This is a genomic window from Citrobacter sp. Ce129, assembly GCF_030334545.1.
GTDB lineage: Bacteria > Pseudomonadota > Gammaproteobacteria > Enterobacterales > Enterobacteriaceae > Citrobacter > Citrobacter europaeus.
The window spans coordinates 70,832-87,589 of record NZ_JAOWDS010000048.1; the positions used below are offsets into that span (position 1 = coordinate 70,832).

Genomic DNA, 16,758 nt, shown 5'->3' on the forward strand with positions numbered 1-16,758 from the left:
ATTGCTTAGCAGAGTCGTGGCAATTCTGCACCGTAGAGCTCCTCTATTGTTGATACGGTTCCATCCTGTTCAAGCATGCTGACTTTGGCTTGTGGGGCAGTTAATACCTCGCCAATAATCGCGGCCTTTTGCCCAAGCGGGTGCGCCTGTAAGAGTCTGAGCACTTCTTCTGCGCTATCCGATTCTACAAACAAGCAAAGACACCCCTCGTTAGCAAGATTGATGACGTCAACGCCCAGCATGCTTGCCGCCATCGCCGTTTCTGGCTGGATCGGCAAAGATTGTCTCTCGCAACGCATTTCATGTTTTGCTGCGCGCGCATGTTCATGAAGCACCGCAGAGAGACCGCCGCGAGTGACATCCCTCATCGAGGTGATTTTCCCGGCAGGAACGGTATCGAGAAGTTGGCGAATCATCATGTTGAGTGGAGCGCAGTCACTAAGGATATTTCGTTCAAATCCCAGGCCTTCGCGCAGGGATAGCAGGTGAATAGAGTGATTCCCAATATAGCCACTCAGTATTATTTTTTGCCCTGGACGAACGTTTTTAATTGAAACTGGGGAATGTTCAAGAACGCCAACACCCGCTGTGTTAATGAACAGACGATCGGCCTCTCCCTTGCCAACAACTTTGGTGTCCCCGGCAACGATTTTGACGTCGGCCGCAACGGCCGTATCACGGACCGATTCAATAACAGTGACAAGTTCGGATATGGGCATGCCGTCCTCAATAATAAGACTCAGCGTTAGATACAGCGGACGTGCACCACTCACAGCAAGATCGTTGACGGTACCGCATACCGCAATTTTACCGATATCCCCATTACCAAAGATGAGCGGTGTGACAACGAAAGAGTCGGTAGTAAATGCAATTTGTCGCGACGGTAGGTCGAGCAAGGCACTGTCTTCCATGGTCCCCAGATAGGTATCGCCGAGAATTTCCGCAATTAGCTCGACCAGTTCCCGACTAAGGCGAGCGCCTGTCCCATGGTCCAGAACAACGGTATCTGTCTGTTTCAGTGCCTGTATTAACAGATTTTTCATGCGGATGTCCTTTCGTTGCGCTCAGGAAGATCGCCATGTTTTGCCAACAGCGATAAAATCTCAGTCGAAGGGGCAACGGTAGCGCAGTAGCTGGCAAGCCATTCTAAGGCGCGAGTGGTATCATCTGTGGAAGGAGCAAAAACGCAATCCTCTGGCACCCACACGTTGTATCCGCGGAAAAAAGCATCTGCGGCGGTGGTTTGAACGCAGACATGCGTTTGCAAACCGGTCACGATAACCGTTTTGATGTCTAAATTTTGCAGCGTTTCATCGAGGTTATTGTTAAAGAAACCACTGTCTCTTCCTTTCACTACGATGAGGTCAGAAGGGTGGAAAATACTGTCGATTATTTGGTTTTCTGGCCGCCCGGCCAAAGCAGGAATTCCGGCAGCGCGATTTTTATAGCGGCGCTGTACTGCGGGGTCGTCAGGATCGTTTATTAACTGCAAATGGATGACAGCCTGGTTTTGATTTCTGACACCATCAAGAAATTGATTAAATGCCGCTAGTTTTTGTTCTAATTCCTGAGCCGAGCGGGTAATTTTATACGTAAACTCATATTGCAAATCATTTGTTAGCACGGCTACATTTGGCATGCTTATATTCCATTATAATTAAATATTTATTAAGAGGGCTTTTTTACAGTTTTCTACTGGTCAGTTATGTTTCTTTATTGCCATACCTTGCTATCATGAGCCTGTTATAGGTATTTGTATAATTCCATTTTTTTCAGGGTTCAATAAATGAAAGGAATAGATATAAAACTACTTCGTGCTTTTGTTACATTAGCGATGAAAGGAAGTTACAGCAATGCTGCAAAAGATCTCTTCCTGACGCAACCAGCACTATCAAAGCAGATACAGACGCTGGAACATTTGACAGGTGGCGATCTTTTTTTGCGCGGACGGCATGGCGCAAGTTTAACTGTGTTTGGGCAGCAGCTTTTTTCTAAAGCCAATGAGCTTTTACAAGCTCATATTGAATTTCTGAACTATGCGAGAGATATTAATTCAAAAAATCGTGAAAAGTTATTTATGGGCTTTGGGATTTCGACATTTCAGCAGGTTCCAAAATGGATAAAACAATTTCATCAGCGAGTACCTGAGTGTGAAATTGTTATTAATCATCTTCCTTCCAGTGTCCAGATGAAAATGCTGTTGGAGGGACGACTGCATATAGGTTTTGTGCGGATGCCTGTAAGTAAAGGCCTGGCTTCATATATTCTTTATGAAGAAACGCTGGCGCTTGCTATGCTGAAGAATAGCGATTTAAATAAGATGAATATTCAGGCTGCACTATCGGCATATCCCTTACTTCAACTCGATCCGTCTACCAACCCTTGCCTTGCTGAACAAACTGCACACTTTCTCCAAAGTAACCAACTGAAGGCTGTTCCGGTGTCCGCTACGGATGATATGACATCACTACTGGCATTAATTGCTGGTGGTAATGGCGTCGCCTTTTTACCCGCAAGTGTTCGTACTTTTTTGCCCGCCAATGTTAACTTATTAATGCCTGTGGAGAGGCAAATACGCTGGGATATTGGTGTGGTGTGGAACCCTAAAATAAAAAGTCATCGTCGGGATGAATTTTTGCGCCTGGTTGTGGCAGGTGATACCCCTGTCGTGGCGTAAAAAAGGGGCGTTTTCGCCGCAATGTCTATATGCCGCTCCACCTGATGGGCAGGTGGAGCGTGATGTGTTTAGAATCAGAACTGATAGCTGGCGGTAACGCTGACGTTGCGCGGCTCACCATAGACAATAGAACCGTCGACATTGGTGTCGTAGGTTTTATCGAACAGGTTATTGAGGTTACCCTGCACAGAGAAGTTTTTTGTTACCTGATAGCGGGTGAACAAATCTACCAGGGCATAGCTTCCTTGTTCCGCGCGGAGTGTGCCATAAGGCGTGACCGTATCGCTGTAAACGCGATTCTGCCAGTTAACTCCTCCGCCGACGGTCAGTTCCGGCATAGCCGGCAGGCGATAACGGGTGAACAGTTTGACCGTGGTACGCGGCAGGTTTGGGTTCACCGCATTGCCTTCGTTGTCTTCAGCAACATAGCGTGTCGCGCCAAACGTCATCTGCCAGTTATCGGTGATTGCACCGTTAACTTCGAATTCGACCCCTTTGCTGACCGTACCATCCATCGCTTTATAGGCCGTGTCGCCATTGCTACCGGCGATTGGCACACCGGTTGATTGCGCCACGTTATCCTGTTCAATGCGGAACACCGCGAGGGTGGTGGTTAAACGGCTATTCATCCAGTCGGACTTCAGGCCAAGCTCATAGTTGTTGCCGGTAATCGGGGAAAGATATTTGCCGGAACTGTCGCGCTTGTTCTGCGGTTGGAAGATTGAGGTATAGCTGGCGTAGGTAGACCAGTTATCGTCAATATCATATACCAGGCCCGCATATGGCGTGGTGTGGTTTTGCTCCATGCTGTAGGTCAGGGTGTCGATACGCCAGTTGGTATAACGCGCGCCGACGATCAAATGCAGTGGGTCGGCCAGCGAAATACGCGTTGCGGCGTAGAGCGATTTCATGTGCGTGGTATCGTCCTGAGCCAATGACTGCGGGTTCCAGTTGGTTTCCGGGAAGTTACCATCGAAGGTATAGAAACTGCCGATTTCATTGGGGAAGACGTTCGCCCACGAACTTTCATAACGGTTATTCTGTTTACTGTAGCTGCCGCCAAGCATCAGATTATGCTGACGACCAAACAGGTCGTAACCGCCGTCGGCGAACAGATCGACGGCATCCACTTTACGTTTACCGCTGTTCCAGCCGGTTCCGCCGACGTAGTCATAGCCCGGACCATAGCTGCCATACGGGCCAACCAGGGTGCCGTCGGCCTTGTTGACATAGGCATCAACGTACATCATTTTACTGTCGAACTTGACCTCGGAGTGGGTGGCGTTCATGGTCGCCTGCCAGGTATCGGCAAAACGTTGTTTGACGGTGACAAACACTTTATTGAAGTCTTTATCGTTGTACGCCCAGTCTGGCGCAGTGCTGCGCGAGCGGTCGTAGCTGTTTTTACTGCCATCGGTATTCCAGCGCGGCAATCCACCCCAGGTTGGGCTGTTGATATCAATGCGCTGATATTCATAACCTGCAGACAGACTGGTGGTATCGCCCAGATCGGCATCGACAATCCCGGAGAAGAACATTTTTTCGCTGTTGTAGCGATCAAGCCAGGAATCGTTATTCTGGTAGCCCGCCACGATGCGACCGCGCACGTTGCCGTCTGCAGTGAGCGGGCTTTGCAGATCGGTCACATAGCGTTGTTTATTCCAACTGCCATATTCCGCAGAAACATTACCGGTGAACTCGCGGCTGGTGGCATGCTTTCGGATCATGTTAATGGAGGCGGAGGGGTTACCCGTTCCGGTCATCAGCCCGTTTGCGCCACGGACCACTTCGACACGCTCAAAGAGGGCCGTGTCGGAAAGAGCGTCACCGAGATTCCAGCGGGATTCGAAATAGGTCGGGATCCCATCCACCATGTAGTTATCAATCTGAAATCCGCGAGAGTAGTAGCTGCTGCGATCTGAATCTGCCTGGCTTTTACTTATCCCCAACGTGTTATCCATCACATCGCCCAGCGTTTGCAACTGCTGATCTTCCATGCGCTGTTGGCTGACGATGCTGACCGACTGCGGAATATCGCGCTGCGTCATCTGCATTTTGGTGCCAGCGGTCGTCGATTTAACGCTGTAATCCTGCTCTTCGCTGGATACGGCTGGAGCAGAACCCTCCACGATCACGGTTTCTTCAGAAGGGGCTGCGAGGCTGGTGGAGGGCAATAGCGCTAACGTGATGCAGGCTGCCAGTAAAGAAGGGGCAACCCCCGGCTGGCGTTGAACATTCCCGTTGAGTGTTGTGAAAGACATCGAAAAGTCCTTGATAATTATTAATATTAAGTTCGAATCACCGGTAGTGTGATGAACCCTTTGGTTGTAAATTATTAAGTGCGCATGTAAATACAAATGCGAAATATACGCATTAACATTCAATGTGTAAACAGATGCTACGCGATAAATGAAATATTGTTTCAGTACTATGCTTAAGCGATAGCGATGGGAAATGGTTATAAGAACAGCAGCGGCAAAGGATTTTGCTTAAATAATCGAGGGTTAAAGTTGAAAGAGCGTGAGTAACTCGCTCATACTCTATACTCGCAGAGTTACCCGGCGTAGCATGGCATAACGCTTGGGCTGTTAATGAAAAAGGAAAACGTCGTGGCAGAAGAAACTATATTCAGCAAAATTATCCGTCGTGAAATTCCGTCGGATATCGTGTACCAGGATGAACTGGTCACCGCGTTTCGTGATATTTCCCCTCAGGCACCTACGCATATTCTGATCATTCCAAACGTCCTGATCCCGACCGTCAACGATGTGACGGCGGAACACGAGCAGGCGCTGGGGCGCATGATCACCGTTGCGGCGAAAATCGCCGAGCAGGAAGGTATTGCTGCAGATGGGTACCGTCTAATCATGAATACCAATCGTCATGGCGGTCAGGAGGTGTATCACATTCATATGCACCTGTTGGGTGGCCGTGCGCTCGGTCCAATGCTTGCGCATAAAGGTCTGTAAGCATGACCAGAGGATGCATTGCACTTTCACTGAGCTTGCTGCTACTGGCTGGCTGTCGGACACATCCTGAAATTCCGGTAAGTGATGAACAGTCGCTGGTGATGGAATCAACGATTCTGGCGGCGGGCATTACAGCAGAACAGCCGACGTTAACCACGTCTGATATTCAGGCCTCGGCATCCTCTCGACTCTATAACGAAAGACAAGAACCCGTTACCGTTCATTATCGGTTTTACTGGTATGACGCCAGAGGGCTGGAAATGCACCCTCTGGAAGCGCCACGCAGCATGACTATCCCGGCTCATTCGTCGGTGATGCTGTACGGCAGCGCCAATTTTCTGGGGGCGCACAAGGTTAGACTTTATCTTTATTTGTAAGGGGTGAATCTTGATGATCAAAATGAATCGCTACGCACTGATTGCCGCGCTGGCGATGTTTCTTTCTGGCTGTGTGGTGCAACGTGAACCCGCACCGGTAGAGGAAGTGAAGCCGGTGCCGGAACAACCCGCGCAGCCGCAACAGCCGGTACCGGTTGTACCAACGGTGCCAACCATACCGCAGCAGCCGGGTCCGATTGAGCATGAGGACCAAACGGCGCAGCCGACGCCACGTCAACGCCACTATGACTGGAACGGGGCTATGCAGCCGATGGTCGGCAAAATGCTGCAGGCTGACGGCGTCAAAGCGGGAGGCGTTCTGCTGGTTGATAGCGTCAATAACCGCACCAACGGCTCGTTGAATAGCGGTGAAGCCACCGAGACCTTGCGTAACGCGCTGGCGAATAACGGCAAGTTTACTCTGGTTTCTGCCCAGCAACTGGCTGTCGCCAAGCAGCAGTTAGGTTTGTCGCCGAACGATAGTCTGGGAACGCGCAGCAAAGCGATTGGGATCGCCCGCAACGTTGGCGCACAGTATGTGCTCTATTCCAGCGCTTCCGGCAACGTCAATTCGCCTGCGCTGCAAATGCAATTAATGCTGGTACAAACTGGCGAGATAATCTGGTCAGGTAAAGGTGCCGTTCAGCAACAATAACCGATTGACGCGCGACGAAGTCTTGTCGCGCTATTTCCCACAGTATCATCCCGTCGCAGCCAGCCAGAGCGGCCTGAGCGGCGGGAGCTGCATCATCGAACATCATACTCACCGCTTAGTGCTGCGTCGTCATCACGACCCTGATTCGCCGGAATCGCATTTCTTACGCCATTATCATGCGTTAAAACATCTGCCAGAAAGTCTTGCGCCGCGCCCTCGCTTTTATACGCGTGGGTGGATGGCGGTCGACTTTTTACACGGCCAGGTAGAATCCAGATTACCGGACGCCGACGAACTCGCTGGCTTATTGTATCATCTGCACCAGCAACCCCGATTGGGCTGGCGAATCAGTCTGCTGCCGTTACTTGAGCAGTACTGGCAGTGTGGCGATCCGGCGCGTCGTACGCCATGTTGGTTACGTGCGCTGAAGCGGCTACGGAAACGCGGTGAGCCTCGACCTTTGCGTCTGGGGCCGCTGCATATGGATGTCCACGGTGACAACATCGTACGTACATCCTCAGGGCTGCGGCTGATTGACTGGGAATATGCTGGTGACGGTGATATCGCCCTGGAGCTGGCGGCGGTATGGGTCAGCGATGAATCCCAGCACCAGCGGCTGGTTAACGCCTACGCTCAGCGATCGCACATTGAGCAAAACGCGCTGTGGCGACAGGTCAGACGATGGCGGCCCTGGGTAATGATGCTAAAGGCGGGGTGGTTTGAGTATCGCTGGCGACAAACCGGCGATCGACAATTTATCAGGCTGGCCGATGAAAGCTGGCGGCAGCTAACAATGAAAGGATAAGGAGAGTAGTGTGGGCCCAGTAATGTTGGATGTCGAAGGGTATGAGCTGGACGCTGAAGAGCGTGAGATTCTGGCGCATCCGCTGGTAGGTGGGTTGATTCTCTTTACCCGAAATTATCATGACCCGGAACAGTTACGTGAGTTAGTTCGCCAGATCCGCGCGTCATCGCGCAATCATCTGGTCGTGGCGGTAGATCAGGAAGGCGGGCGCGTACAGCGTTTTCGTGAAGGATTTACGCGTTTGCCAGCGGCCCAATCCTTTGCCGCGCTGCACGGTCTGGAAGAGGGCGGCAAACTGGCTCAGGACGCCGGATGGTTAATGGCCAGCGAAATGATCGCCATGGACATCGATATCAGCTTTGCGCCGGTACTGGATGTGGGGCATATCAGCGCGGCAATTGGCGAGCGCTCTTACCATGCCGATCCGCTGAAAGCGCTGGCTATGGCGACCCGCTTCATTGACGGTATGCACGCTGCTGGCATGAAAACCACCGGTAAACATTTCCCCGGACATGGGGCGGTGACGGCGGATTCACACAAAGAAACGCCAACCGATCCACGCTCAGAAGCTGACATTCGGGCGAAAGATATGTCCGTGTTCCAGACGTTGATTACTGAAAACAAACTCGATGCCATTATGCCTGCGCACGTCATCTACAGTGACGTGGATCCACGTCCGGCGAGCGGCTCGCCGCACTGGCTGAAAACGGTATTACGTCAGGAGCTTGGCTTCGATGGCGTCATTTTCTCCGACGATTTGTCGATGGAAGGGGCGGCGATTATGGGAAGCTATGCGGAGCGCGGTCAGGCATCGCTGGATGCCGGTTGCGATATGATCCTGGTCTGCAATAATCGTAAGGGAGCGGTCAGTGTGTTAGATAATCTGTCGCCGATCAATGCAGAACGTGTTACACGTTTGTATCATAAAGGTTCATTTTCACGTCAGGAACTGATGGACTCTGCACGCTGGAAGACGGTAAGCGCCCAGCTCAACCAGCTTCATGAGCGCTGGCAGGAAGAGAAAGCAGGTCATTAACGCAAGTTTGGCGAGGATGCGATGATTATCTATTTACACGGTTTTGACTCTAACAGCCCGGGCAACCATGAAAAGGTGTTGCAACTGCAGTTCATCGACCCGGATGTCAGGCTGATTAGCTATAGTACGCGGCATCCTAAACATGATATGCAGCATCTGCTGAAAGAAGTGGACAAAATGCTGCAGCTTAATGTGGACGACCGTCCGCTGATTTGTGGCGTGGGGCTCGGGGGATATTGGGCTGAACGCATTGGTTTTCTGTGTGATATTCGTCAGGTCGTGTTTAATCCTAACCTGTTCCCGTATGAGAACATGGAAGGAAAAATTGACCGGCCTGAAGAGTATGCAGATATCGCGACAAAATGCGTGACCAATTTCCGCGAAAAGAATCGCGATCGCTGCCTGGTGATCCTGTCACGTCATGATGAAGCGCTTAATAGTCAGCGTGCGTCAGAAGAGCTGCATCATTATTACGAGATAGTCTGGGATGAAGAACAGACGCACAAGTTTAAGAATATCTCGCCGCATTTGCAGCGAATCAAAGCGTTCAAGACGTTAGGTTAATCCTTATTGAGCTTTTAAAAAAACAGCCGCCAGGCTAATGCTCGTCAGTTACGAACGTATGGTGAACATGTGATTCCGGCTGAGGGTTCCGTTCACCTCAGCGGTGTCATTTCTCTGAAGCGCAGATACCTGTGAACGTGCAAGGGAGGCTCACCGCCGCCTCCCTTGCAACCCAGGCTCCCGGCGGGAAAATCGTCGCTGCGCGAGTTATTCGTCTTATGCCGTCTGCCTGTTGGGTCGGGGTCGAGCCTGCGTCCATGCAGGCCGTCCCCTCTGTCCGCATCCCTGCGGACAGCCCCGGTCAGCCGTCAACGCCTCATCGATTTTCAGCCGGACCGGGGTCATCGCTTCAACGCACTGACTTCCAGTTAAATCTTTTTTGCTGTTCAAATATATTCAAATAAAATTGCAGGAGGTCAGGTGTGGCTGGTCCGGCTGAAAATTGCCGACGTGTTTCCGTAAGGCCGGGAGAGCCAGCATGGATGCTGGCTCAGGGCGCGCTTTGCAAGGACGCTTCCTCGCGCCCGGCCCGGTAGCCTGGAGGAATAAGCGGAGGGTATTGCGCAGCAACAATTTTCCTGCCGGGAGCCGGGATTGTAAAGGGCGTGGCGGAGAACGCCCTTTACACGTTCACAGGAATCGGTGCTTCAGAGAAATGATGAGCATGAGGTGAACGGAACTTTTCCTCCGAGATAGCATGTTCTTTACCTCGGTCAGCACAGGTTGAAGCTTTCTGAAACTGAGGCGCTAACTGACTGGCATTACAGCCATCGGGCTGGTTTTTTTGTTCTTAAAGTTCCGGTTGTCTATCTTTTCAGCATCAAAACTTGATACATATCAATTTTGGTATGACCAATGCACCGTTCGTGTTATTCTCACTCTCGAAGAACATTTTCATTATCGTAACTTGTTGTTAATTAAAGGTTATGTTCATAACTTTTAATTAACAATTGGTTAATAAATTTGAGGGGGTCACGTTGACTACACCATTGAAAAGGATCGTGATTGTCGGCGGCGGTGCTGGCGGACTGGAAATGGCGACACAGCTGGGTAAAAAGCTGGGACGCAAGAAAAAGGCCAAAATCACGCTGGTGGACAGAAACCACAGCCACTTATGGAAACCGTTGCTGCATGAAGTGGCGACAGGTTCCCTGGACGAAGGTGTGGATGCGCTGAGCTATCTGGCGCATGCCCGTAACCACGGTTTCCAGTTCCAGTTGGGGTCGGTGGTGGATATCGATCGTGACGCGAAAACCATTACTCTCGCCGAGCTGCGCGATGAGAAGGGCGATCTACTGGTTCCTGAGCGTAAAGTCCCGTATGACACGCTGGTGATGGCGTTGGGCAGTACTTCCAACGATTTCAACACCCCAGGCGTCAAAGAAAACTGCATTTTCCTGGATAACCCACATCAGGCGCGTCGTTTCCACCAGGAGATGCTGAATCTGTTCCTGAAGTATTCCGCGAATCTGGGCGCTAACGGCAAAGTGAATATTGCTATTGTGGGCGGCGGTGCGACGGGGGTTGAACTCTCCGCCGAGCTGCATAATGCGGTAAAACAGCTGCACAGCTATGGTTACAAAGGGCTGACCAACGACGCTCTGAACGTTACTCTGGTCGAAGCTGGTGAGCGTATTCTGCCTGCGCTGCCGCCGCGTATTTCCAGCGCAGCACATAATGAATTAACCAAACTGGGCGTACGCGTACTGACCCAGACGATGGTTACCAGCGCAGATCAAGGCGGACTGCACACCAAAGATGGCGAATACATTAAAGCCGATCTGATGGTGTGGGCTGCAGGTATCAAAGCGCCAGACTTTATGAAAGACATTGGCGGTCTGGAAACGAACCGTATTAACCAACTGGTGGTTGAACCCACTTTGCAGACCACGCGCGATCCTGATGTCTACGCGATTGGTGACTGCGCCTCCTGCGCTCGCCCGGAAGGGGGTTTTGTGCCGCCGCGCGCTCAGGCTGCGCACCAGATGGCAAGCTGCGCAATGAGCAACATACTGGCGCAGATGAACGGCAAGCCACTGAAAGCGTATCAGTACAAAGATCACGGCTCTCTGGTCTCGCTCTCTAACTTCTCTACCGTGGGTAGCCTGATGGGTAACCTGACCCGTGGTTCGATGATGGTGGAAGGGCGTATTGCGCGCTTTGTGTACATCTCACTGTATCGCATGCACCAGATAGCTCTGCATGGCTACTTCAAGACCGGTCTGATGATGCTGGTCGGCAGCATTAACCGGGTGATTCGCCCGCGTCTGAAACTGCATTAATATCGACTTGTGGCGCCGGATGATTTATGCATCCTGCGCCTTCCTTCAGAGTTCTCCGAATCATCCTGCGTTCGTGCCTCCTCCTGCTATTTTCATCCGTAATCTGATTGGCATTCCTTACCTTCTGTTGCAAAGTTGTTGCTAATAGCAAAAAAGGAGGAACTCCCGTGAATAAATCAATGTTGGCGGGTATAGGGATTGGCGTAGCTGCTGCGCTGGGTGTTGCAGCGGTGGCCAGTCTGAACGTTTTCGAGCGTGGCCCACAGTATGCGCAAGTTGTCTCTGCAACACCGATTAAAGAGTCGGTGAAAACACCGCGTCAGGAGTGCCGGAACGTGACGGTCACGCACCGTAAGCCGGTACAGGATGAAAACCGTATCGCGGGTTCCGTACTGGGTGCCGTTGCGGGTGGTGTTATTGGCCATCAGTTTGGCGGCGGACGAGGTAAAGATATTGCCACCGTGGCCGGTGCTTTAGGCGGCGGCTATGCCGGTAACCAGATTCAGGGTTCGATGCAGGAAAATGATACTTACACCACTACGCAACAGCGTTGTAAAACGGTGTATGACAAATCCGAAAAAATGCTGGGCTACGACGTGACGTACAAAATTGGCGATCAGCAGGGGAAAATCCGCATGGATAAGGACCCCGGCGCGCAAATTCCGTTAGACAATAACGGACAGTTGATACTGAATAACAAAGCGTAAAATAGCATCATCCTGAACATTAGCCCCCCATTCGCTCAGGCTGGGGGGCTTTTTTTATCAGAAGGTTAAGGCATAGTTCAGACCAAAGGTGCGGCCCCGGCCCTTGTATTCATACAGTGACGGGCTACCGTAGGTTGGGCTGTACAGCAGTGGCGCACGTTGTCCCCACAGCGTGGTGTACTCTTCATTCAGCAGGTTTTCCACGCTGAAGGTCAGCTTACCCAACGGGAGCTGATAGCTGCCGATAAAGTCCATGGTGTTATAGCCATCCAGCTTATTACCGCTGGCATCGGTCAGATCAAATGTTTGCTGGCTCTGTATGCGTAATGCCCACGGTTCAGGCGCCCAGCCGACCCATGCGGTTGCTTTGGACGGTGAGGCCAGAGTGACATCCCATTTCTGCCATTTACCGTTCTGTTTCACTTCCGATTTAATGACATTAAAGTTGCCGCCCAGACTCCAGTCCGTATCCGCAATGAAATAATCCACCGCACCTTCCAGACCATAAATCCGGCGATCGTCGGGCTGAACGTTAATGGTCATATCACTGCGATTGATAACGATCGATTTATCCGAAGTTGAGTAATAAGCGGCCAGTTGCGTGCGCAGACTATCGCCGGTGTAACGCCATCCCAGTTCGTACGAGTTAACTTTAATCCCTTCCAGGCGTGAATCCGCCACGTTGACGCTGCGCTGAAGCTGATAATGATCGCCAACCAGCGAATAGGTGCCGTTCCCGTAATATTTCCCTGGATCCGGAAGCTCCACGCCCTGAGAGAAGTTAAACCACGTTTGCTGACGGTCGGTCAGGTGGGCGAGGATACCGGCGTTGAACAGGAAATTATCGTAATCGGTTTTGCCGCCCGGAATGGTATCGGCAGAGTTCGCAAGCCCGGTCGCGATTCCCTGCTGTTGAGCATAGCCCATGAAATCATCAACCCTGTTTTCGGTCCATTGATAGCGTACGCCGCCGCTGAGGGTAAAGATGTCGTTAATGTCATAGCTGTTTTGCAGGAAAGGCGCGAAGTTGGTGATGCTATAACCGGGATAACGCCCGGTGGTATAAGCGGTGCGGTTATCCATGCCGCCGGAGGGCAAGGACCAGGCCAGATCGAAGAATTTCTGATTAGAATCGAAGGTCTCGTGATCGGCATCGATACCCCACGTCAGCTCCCAGTTATCCATCAACTGGCTGTTGAGGGTAATTTTGGCGCCAAACTGGTCTGTGTCCTGCTGTGATGCGGAGAAGCTGGTAACCTTACCTTTGCTGAGCGTCGGGAAAGGATAGAATTTCAGGGATTCGTCTCGGTAATAGATTTGGCTGACCAGGTTCTGGCCGAAAAAATCCGCATCTGAATATTGCAGGCTGATCAGATGACGTTCGGTGCCGGGAATACGATCGGAATTCAGTCCGCTGCTGGTATAAGCTTTACCGTTTCCGGTCACGGCTGACATATTCTCGCCGAGATCCAGCCCGTAATCGTCATCCCCCTGGCTCTTATAATATTGCGTAACCAGTTGCAACTGACGGTTGTCGTCAAGTTCAATCGTTCCGGTACCCATCACGTCCAGACGATCGGAGTGCTGCAGGCCGGTTTGGGTGTTATCCAGCATCAGAGCATCGTGATTACCGTCATACCAGCCACCAAACCGTTGATACGCGACGGACATGCGCCCGGAAGCACGATCGGTTCCTCCGCTCACCGCCGCGGCAACGCGTTCATCATGATCGTTACTGTTGTTGAAGCCGCTTTTACTCCCCAATTCGAGTTCTACTTCACGCTCCGGCTGACCTTTTTTGGTGACGATGTTGATTAATCCGCCGGTACTGCCGCCACCATAAAGTGAGGTTGCGCCAGAGATGACTTCAATATGCGCAATGTTAAATGGGTCAATGGAGTCAAGCTGACGACTGTCGGTTCGCGAGGAGTTCAGACGAACGCCGTCAATGAGTACGACGATGGCGCGACCGCGCATATTCATGCCGTAGTTTGTGCGTCCCTGGCTACTGACATCGATACCTGGGATTAACTGAGCAAGAACATCCTTGAACTCTTTACCACCCTGAACCTGTTGTTCAATCTCGCTTCCTTCAATAACCCAGGTCGTTTGTGCCATTTCTGCCACGGTACGTAGGCTACGGTTGGCGCTGACGATGAGGTTATCTTCCTCAGCTGCAATGGCCGGGAGGGTTAAAGATAACAGGAGAGGATTGAGCACCCAGAGACGCTTATGCATTTGTATTCCTTTTAAAAAAGAGTCGATCTGTTTTTGTTATGGCGGTAAAGAAACCGATGGTTACATTGTGAAACAGGCGTTAAATCAAATGCGAATATTGCTGATAATAATTGTTGTTATCAATATGTTTTACAAAAAATGATCAGATAAGATGATGAAAACAATGGAAAATGTAGGGGTAATACGCGGAGTTTTAACCGGGGCTTTATCAGCTCCCGGTCATGTCAATACAGCGGGGAAAAGCGGGAAAGGCTTAGGCTTTGATGAGCTCGGGCCAAAGCCGCAGGGTTGTATGTGCGATCTGCATCAGTTTTTCAAATGTTGCACCTTCACGGGCGCTGATCGACATACCCTGTAAAATACAGTTCAGGTATTCGGCCAGTTTTTGCACGTCGCAATGGGCCGGGATTTCACCTCGCTGCTGGCGCTGGTGAAGAAACTGGGTAAGCGTCTGTTCTTGCATTGCATGGCGGGATTTCACCGTGTGCGCAATATCGCGGGAAGAGGCTGCCAGCGTCGCAGAAGTGTTAATCATGAAACATCCCGCCGGGGTGTCCTTGCTGGTGAAACAGGTCGCTATGGCGGTGAAATAGTCTTCCAGTGCGGACTCCAGACTTTTTTCTTCGCAAAACAGCTGGGCTTCGTGTTTCGCCGCAAAGCGGGTGATGTAGCGGTCCAGCACGGCACGAAACAACCCTTCTTTATTGGTGAACTCTGCATACAGCGTGGGCGCTTTTGCGCCGGTAGCTTCCACGAGATCGGCGAGCGAGGTCGCTTCATATCCGTGCTGCCAGAAGAGTGTCATGGCCTTATCAAGCGCGGCTTCCCTGTCGAACACTTTTGGTCGGCCACGGCTTTTTTTAGCACAACCTGTCGTTTCAGTTGTCATGGCGCCGATGTACCTTTGTTAGGTTTATTGAATAACCATTATAAAAATATTCGACTGCACACTCCAGCGGATTAACGATAAAAATAATATATAGCTATTAGTATGAAAAATAAGGCCTTTGTGTTTTATTTAACGATCATTATAAAAAAATGTTGACGTGTGACCTGGATCACATCTATGATTTATCTATCGATCGTTAAGTTAATCTTTTCGACACACATTCATCTGCTAAAGGTCACTATCATGAAAAACGTAAAAACTCTGTTTGTTGCTGCTGTTCTTAGCTCACTGTCATTTGCAAGCTTTGCCGCCGTTGAAGTTCAGGCCACACCTGCTGGTCAAGAGAAAGTCGGTACTATTTCTGCGAATGCGGGGACTAACTTAGGTTCTCTGGAAGATCAGCTGGCGCAGAAAGCGGATGAGATGGGAGCGAAGTCTTTCCGTATAACTTCCGTTACCGGTCCTAACACCCTTCACGGGACTGCAGTTATCTACAAATAAGATTTAACCCATCGCAATGCCACTGCGAGTTAAATAAAAAACCCCCGCGGAATAAAATCCAGCGGGGGTTTTTTTATGCGCAGAGTTTACATCGGTTGTTGGGCAACGTCGTGATGACGGGTCACATCGACCGGCATTCCTGATCGAATTTCCATTGCATGTTCCATGACCGCAGGATCCGTTTGCGCCGCATTTTTAAACGTCTGCATGGATGCGTTCAGCACGATCGGCAGCAACTGCGGGTCGTCATTGATTTTTTCGGACAGCGGTTGGTGTACTTCCACCAGGCGCGCGCCGTTAGGTTCAACAGATGCTTTGATCGGCGTATTGATAATATTGACCCTGGTTCCTGGCTTCACCTGACGGAACAGGGTTTCGATATCACCGTCGCGTAAACGAATACAGCCGGAACTGACGCGCATTCCAATGCCAAAATCAGCATTGGTTCCGTGCAGCAGGTATACACCGCCGTATGCCGCTAAACGAATCGCATGATGGCCCATCGGGTTATCCGGGCCTGCAGGTACAACGGCAGGTAGGTCGATCCCGTTTGCTTTGTATCGCGCGCGGATGTTTGCCGTAGGCGTCCAGGTGGGGTTGGCGCGTTTATCTGAAATGGTGGTTACCATTGTTGGCGTTAACGTGTCACCACCTAACTGGCCAATACCAATAGGATACACGGTCACCGAATTGGTCCCCGGCTGGTAATAGTAAAGACGCAGTTCGGCGAGGTTGATAACAATGCCTTCGCGCGGCGCATCCGGCAGCAAAGTTTGTAACGGGATAGTCAGCACGCTGCCCGGGCGTGGTACGTAAGGGTCAACGCCAGGGTTGGCCTGCAGCAGCGCCAGAAAGCCGACATTGTACTTTTTCGCAATCGCTTCCAGAGAACCGCCATTGTCTTCAACAACATGAACGGCATTCTGACCCACCACGCGGCTTCCCGGTGGCGGCAGCGGCCAGGTGTTTGCCTGAGCCGGAAGTGCTAACGCGAAGGTCGCGGCAAGCGTAAAAAACGCTAACCAGCGAGAGAGTCGTTTATTGTTTAACATCACCAT

General features: G+C 51.1%; 16 protein-coding genes. 10 read left to right on the top strand and 6 right to left on the bottom strand.

What is annotated here, in order from left to right; all coding sequences use genetic code 11:
• Positions 1-5: 5 nt before the first annotated feature.
• Together hypE and OGV77_RS01480 are read right to left on the bottom strand one after the other, a co-directional pair.
• The gene (hypE, locus tag OGV77_RS01475) at positions 6-1,043 is read right to left on the bottom strand and encodes a hydrogenase expression/formation protein HypE (RefSeq protein WP_087051056.1); all 1,038 of its coding nucleotides are present in this window, start codon (positions 1,041-1,043) and stop codon (positions 6-8) included.
• A complete protein-coding gene (locus OGV77_RS01480; RefSeq protein ID WP_080625370.1) occupies positions 1,040-1,639 on the bottom strand; it encodes a cysteine hydrolase family protein in 600 nt (199 codons plus the stop codon). The genes hypE and OGV77_RS01480 overlap by 4 nt, the downstream gene beginning before the upstream one ends.
• 147 nt (positions 1,640-1,786) lie before the next feature.
• On the opposite strand from OGV77_RS01480, the gene OGV77_RS01485 reads away from it, so the two are divergent.
• Positions 1,787-2,677, top strand: a complete 891-nt coding sequence (locus tag OGV77_RS01485; RefSeq protein WP_087051055.1) for a LysR family transcriptional regulator — start codon at positions 1,787-1,789, stop codon at positions 2,675-2,677.
• A 74-nt stretch (positions 2,678-2,751) separates the two neighbouring features.
• Here the strand turns inward: OGV77_RS01485 and fhuE are convergent, their stop codons facing one another.
• Entirely contained in the window at positions 2,752-4,938 is a 2,187-nt protein-coding gene (gene fhuE, locus OGV77_RS01490; protein WP_087051054.1) for a ferric-rhodotorulic acid/ferric-coprogen receptor FhuE, read from the bottom strand.
• A 348-nt stretch (positions 4,939-5,286) separates the two neighbouring features.
• On the opposite strand from fhuE, the gene hinT reads away from it, so the two are divergent.
• The 8 genes from hinT (at position 5,287) to OGV77_RS01530 (ending at position 12,072) form a co-directional block, all read left to right on the top strand.
• Positions 5,287-5,646, top strand: coding sequence for a purine nucleoside phosphoramidase (gene hinT, locus OGV77_RS01495; RefSeq protein ID WP_016156204.1), 360 nt, complete (start codon positions 5,287-5,289; stop codon positions 5,644-5,646).
• Positions 5,647-5,648: 2 nt separating this feature from the next.
• A complete protein-coding gene (locus tag OGV77_RS01500) occupies positions 5,649-6,023 on the top strand; it encodes a YcfL family putative periplasmic lipoprotein (protein ID WP_043015973.1) in 375 nt (124 codons plus the stop codon).
• A gap of 13 nt (positions 6,024-6,036) precedes the next feature.
• Entirely contained in the window at positions 6,037-6,678 is a 642-nt protein-coding gene (lpoB, locus tag OGV77_RS01505) for a penicillin-binding protein activator LpoB (protein WP_047412030.1), read from the top strand.
• Positions 6,659-7,483: a thiamine kinase gene (gene thiK / locus OGV77_RS01510; protein WP_087051053.1), complete on the top strand. Its 825-nt coding sequence runs from the start codon at positions 6,659-6,661 to the stop codon at positions 7,481-7,483. Before lpoB ends, thiK begins: the two co-directional genes overlap by 20 nt.
• A 10-nt stretch (positions 7,484-7,493) precedes the next feature.
• On the top strand, positions 7,494-8,519 hold the full coding sequence (gene nagZ, locus OGV77_RS01515) for a beta-N-acetylhexosaminidase (RefSeq protein WP_043015976.1): 1,026 nt from the start codon (positions 7,494-7,496) through the stop codon (positions 8,517-8,519).
• Positions 8,520-8,540: 21 nt separating this feature from the next.
• A complete protein-coding gene (ycfP, locus tag OGV77_RS01520) occupies positions 8,541-9,083 on the top strand; it encodes an alpha/beta hydrolase YcfP (protein WP_047412021.1) in 543 nt (180 codons plus the stop codon).
• A gap of 977 nt (positions 9,084-10,060) precedes the next feature.
• Positions 10,061-11,365, top strand: a complete 1,305-nt coding sequence (gene ndh / locus OGV77_RS01525) for an NADH-quinone dehydrogenase (RefSeq protein ID WP_047412019.1) — start codon at positions 10,061-10,063, stop codon at positions 11,363-11,365.
• A gap of 167 nt (positions 11,366-11,532) precedes the next feature.
• A complete protein-coding gene (locus OGV77_RS01530) occupies positions 11,533-12,072 on the top strand; it encodes a glycine zipper 2TM domain-containing protein (protein ID WP_032936150.1) in 540 nt (179 codons plus the stop codon).
• A gap of 57 nt (positions 12,073-12,129) precedes the next feature.
• Here the strand turns inward: OGV77_RS01530 and OGV77_RS01535 are convergent, their stop codons facing one another.
• Together OGV77_RS01535 and comR are read right to left on the bottom strand one after the other, a co-directional pair.
• Positions 12,130-14,310, bottom strand: a complete 2,181-nt coding sequence (locus OGV77_RS01535; RefSeq protein ID WP_087051052.1) for a TonB-dependent siderophore receptor — start codon at positions 14,308-14,310, stop codon at positions 12,130-12,132.
• Positions 14,311-14,563: 253 nt separating this feature from the next.
• Positions 14,564-15,199 (bottom strand): TetR family copper-responsive transcriptional repressor ComR, encoded by a 636-nt coding sequence (gene comR / locus OGV77_RS01540; RefSeq protein WP_087051051.1) that lies wholly within the window; start codon positions 15,197-15,199, stop codon positions 14,564-14,566.
• Positions 15,200-15,442: 243 nt separating this feature from the next.
• Here comR and bhsA point away from each other — a divergent pair, with 243 nt between their 5' ends.
• Entirely contained in the window at positions 15,443-15,700 is a 258-nt protein-coding gene (bhsA, locus tag OGV77_RS01545) for a multiple stress resistance protein BhsA (RefSeq protein ID WP_043017889.1), read from the top strand.
• An 86-nt stretch (positions 15,701-15,786) separates the two neighbouring features.
• Here the strand turns inward: bhsA and ldtC are convergent, their stop codons facing one another.
• Complete coding sequence (gene ldtC, locus OGV77_RS01550; RefSeq protein ID WP_043015981.1) at positions 15,787-16,752, bottom strand: L,D-transpeptidase LdtC; 966 nt, start codon at positions 16,750-16,752, stop codon at positions 15,787-15,789.
• Positions 16,753-16,758: the final 6 nt, after the last annotated feature.

Coding starts and splice junctions, on each gene's coding strand:
- hypE (WP_087051056.1), bottom strand. CDS start 1,043: ATGAAAAATCTGTTAATACAGGCACTGAAACAGACAGATACCGTTGTT.
- OGV77_RS01480 (WP_080625370.1), bottom strand. CDS start 1,639: ATGCCAAATGTAGCCGTGCTAACAAATGATTTGCAATATGAGTTTACG.
- OGV77_RS01485 (WP_087051055.1), top strand. CDS start 1,787: ATGAAAGGAATAGATATAAAACTACTTCGTGCTTTTGTTACATTAGCG.
- fhuE (WP_087051054.1), bottom strand. CDS start 4,938: ATGTCTTTCACAACACTCAACGGGAATGTTCAACGCCAGCCGGGGGTT.
- OGV77_RS01500 (WP_043015973.1), top strand. CDS start 5,649: ATGACCAGAGGATGCATTGCACTTTCACTGAGCTTGCTGCTACTGGCT.
- lpoB (WP_047412030.1), top strand. CDS start 6,037: ATGATCAAAATGAATCGCTACGCACTGATTGCCGCGCTGGCGATGTTT.
- ycfP (WP_047412021.1), top strand. CDS start 8,541: ATGATTATCTATTTACACGGTTTTGACTCTAACAGCCCGGGCAACCAT.
- OGV77_RS01535 (WP_087051052.1), bottom strand. CDS start 14,310: ATGCATAAGCGTCTCTGGGTGCTCAATCCTCTCCTGTTATCTTTAACC.
- comR (WP_087051051.1), bottom strand. CDS start 15,199: ATGACAACTGAAACGACAGGTTGTGCTAAAAAAAGCCGTGGCCGACCA.
- bhsA (WP_043017889.1), top strand. CDS start 15,443: ATGAAAAACGTAAAAACTCTGTTTGTTGCTGCTGTTCTTAGCTCACTG.
- ldtC (WP_043015981.1), bottom strand. CDS start 16,752: ATGTTAAACAATAAACGACTCTCTCGCTGGTTAGCGTTTTTTACGCTT.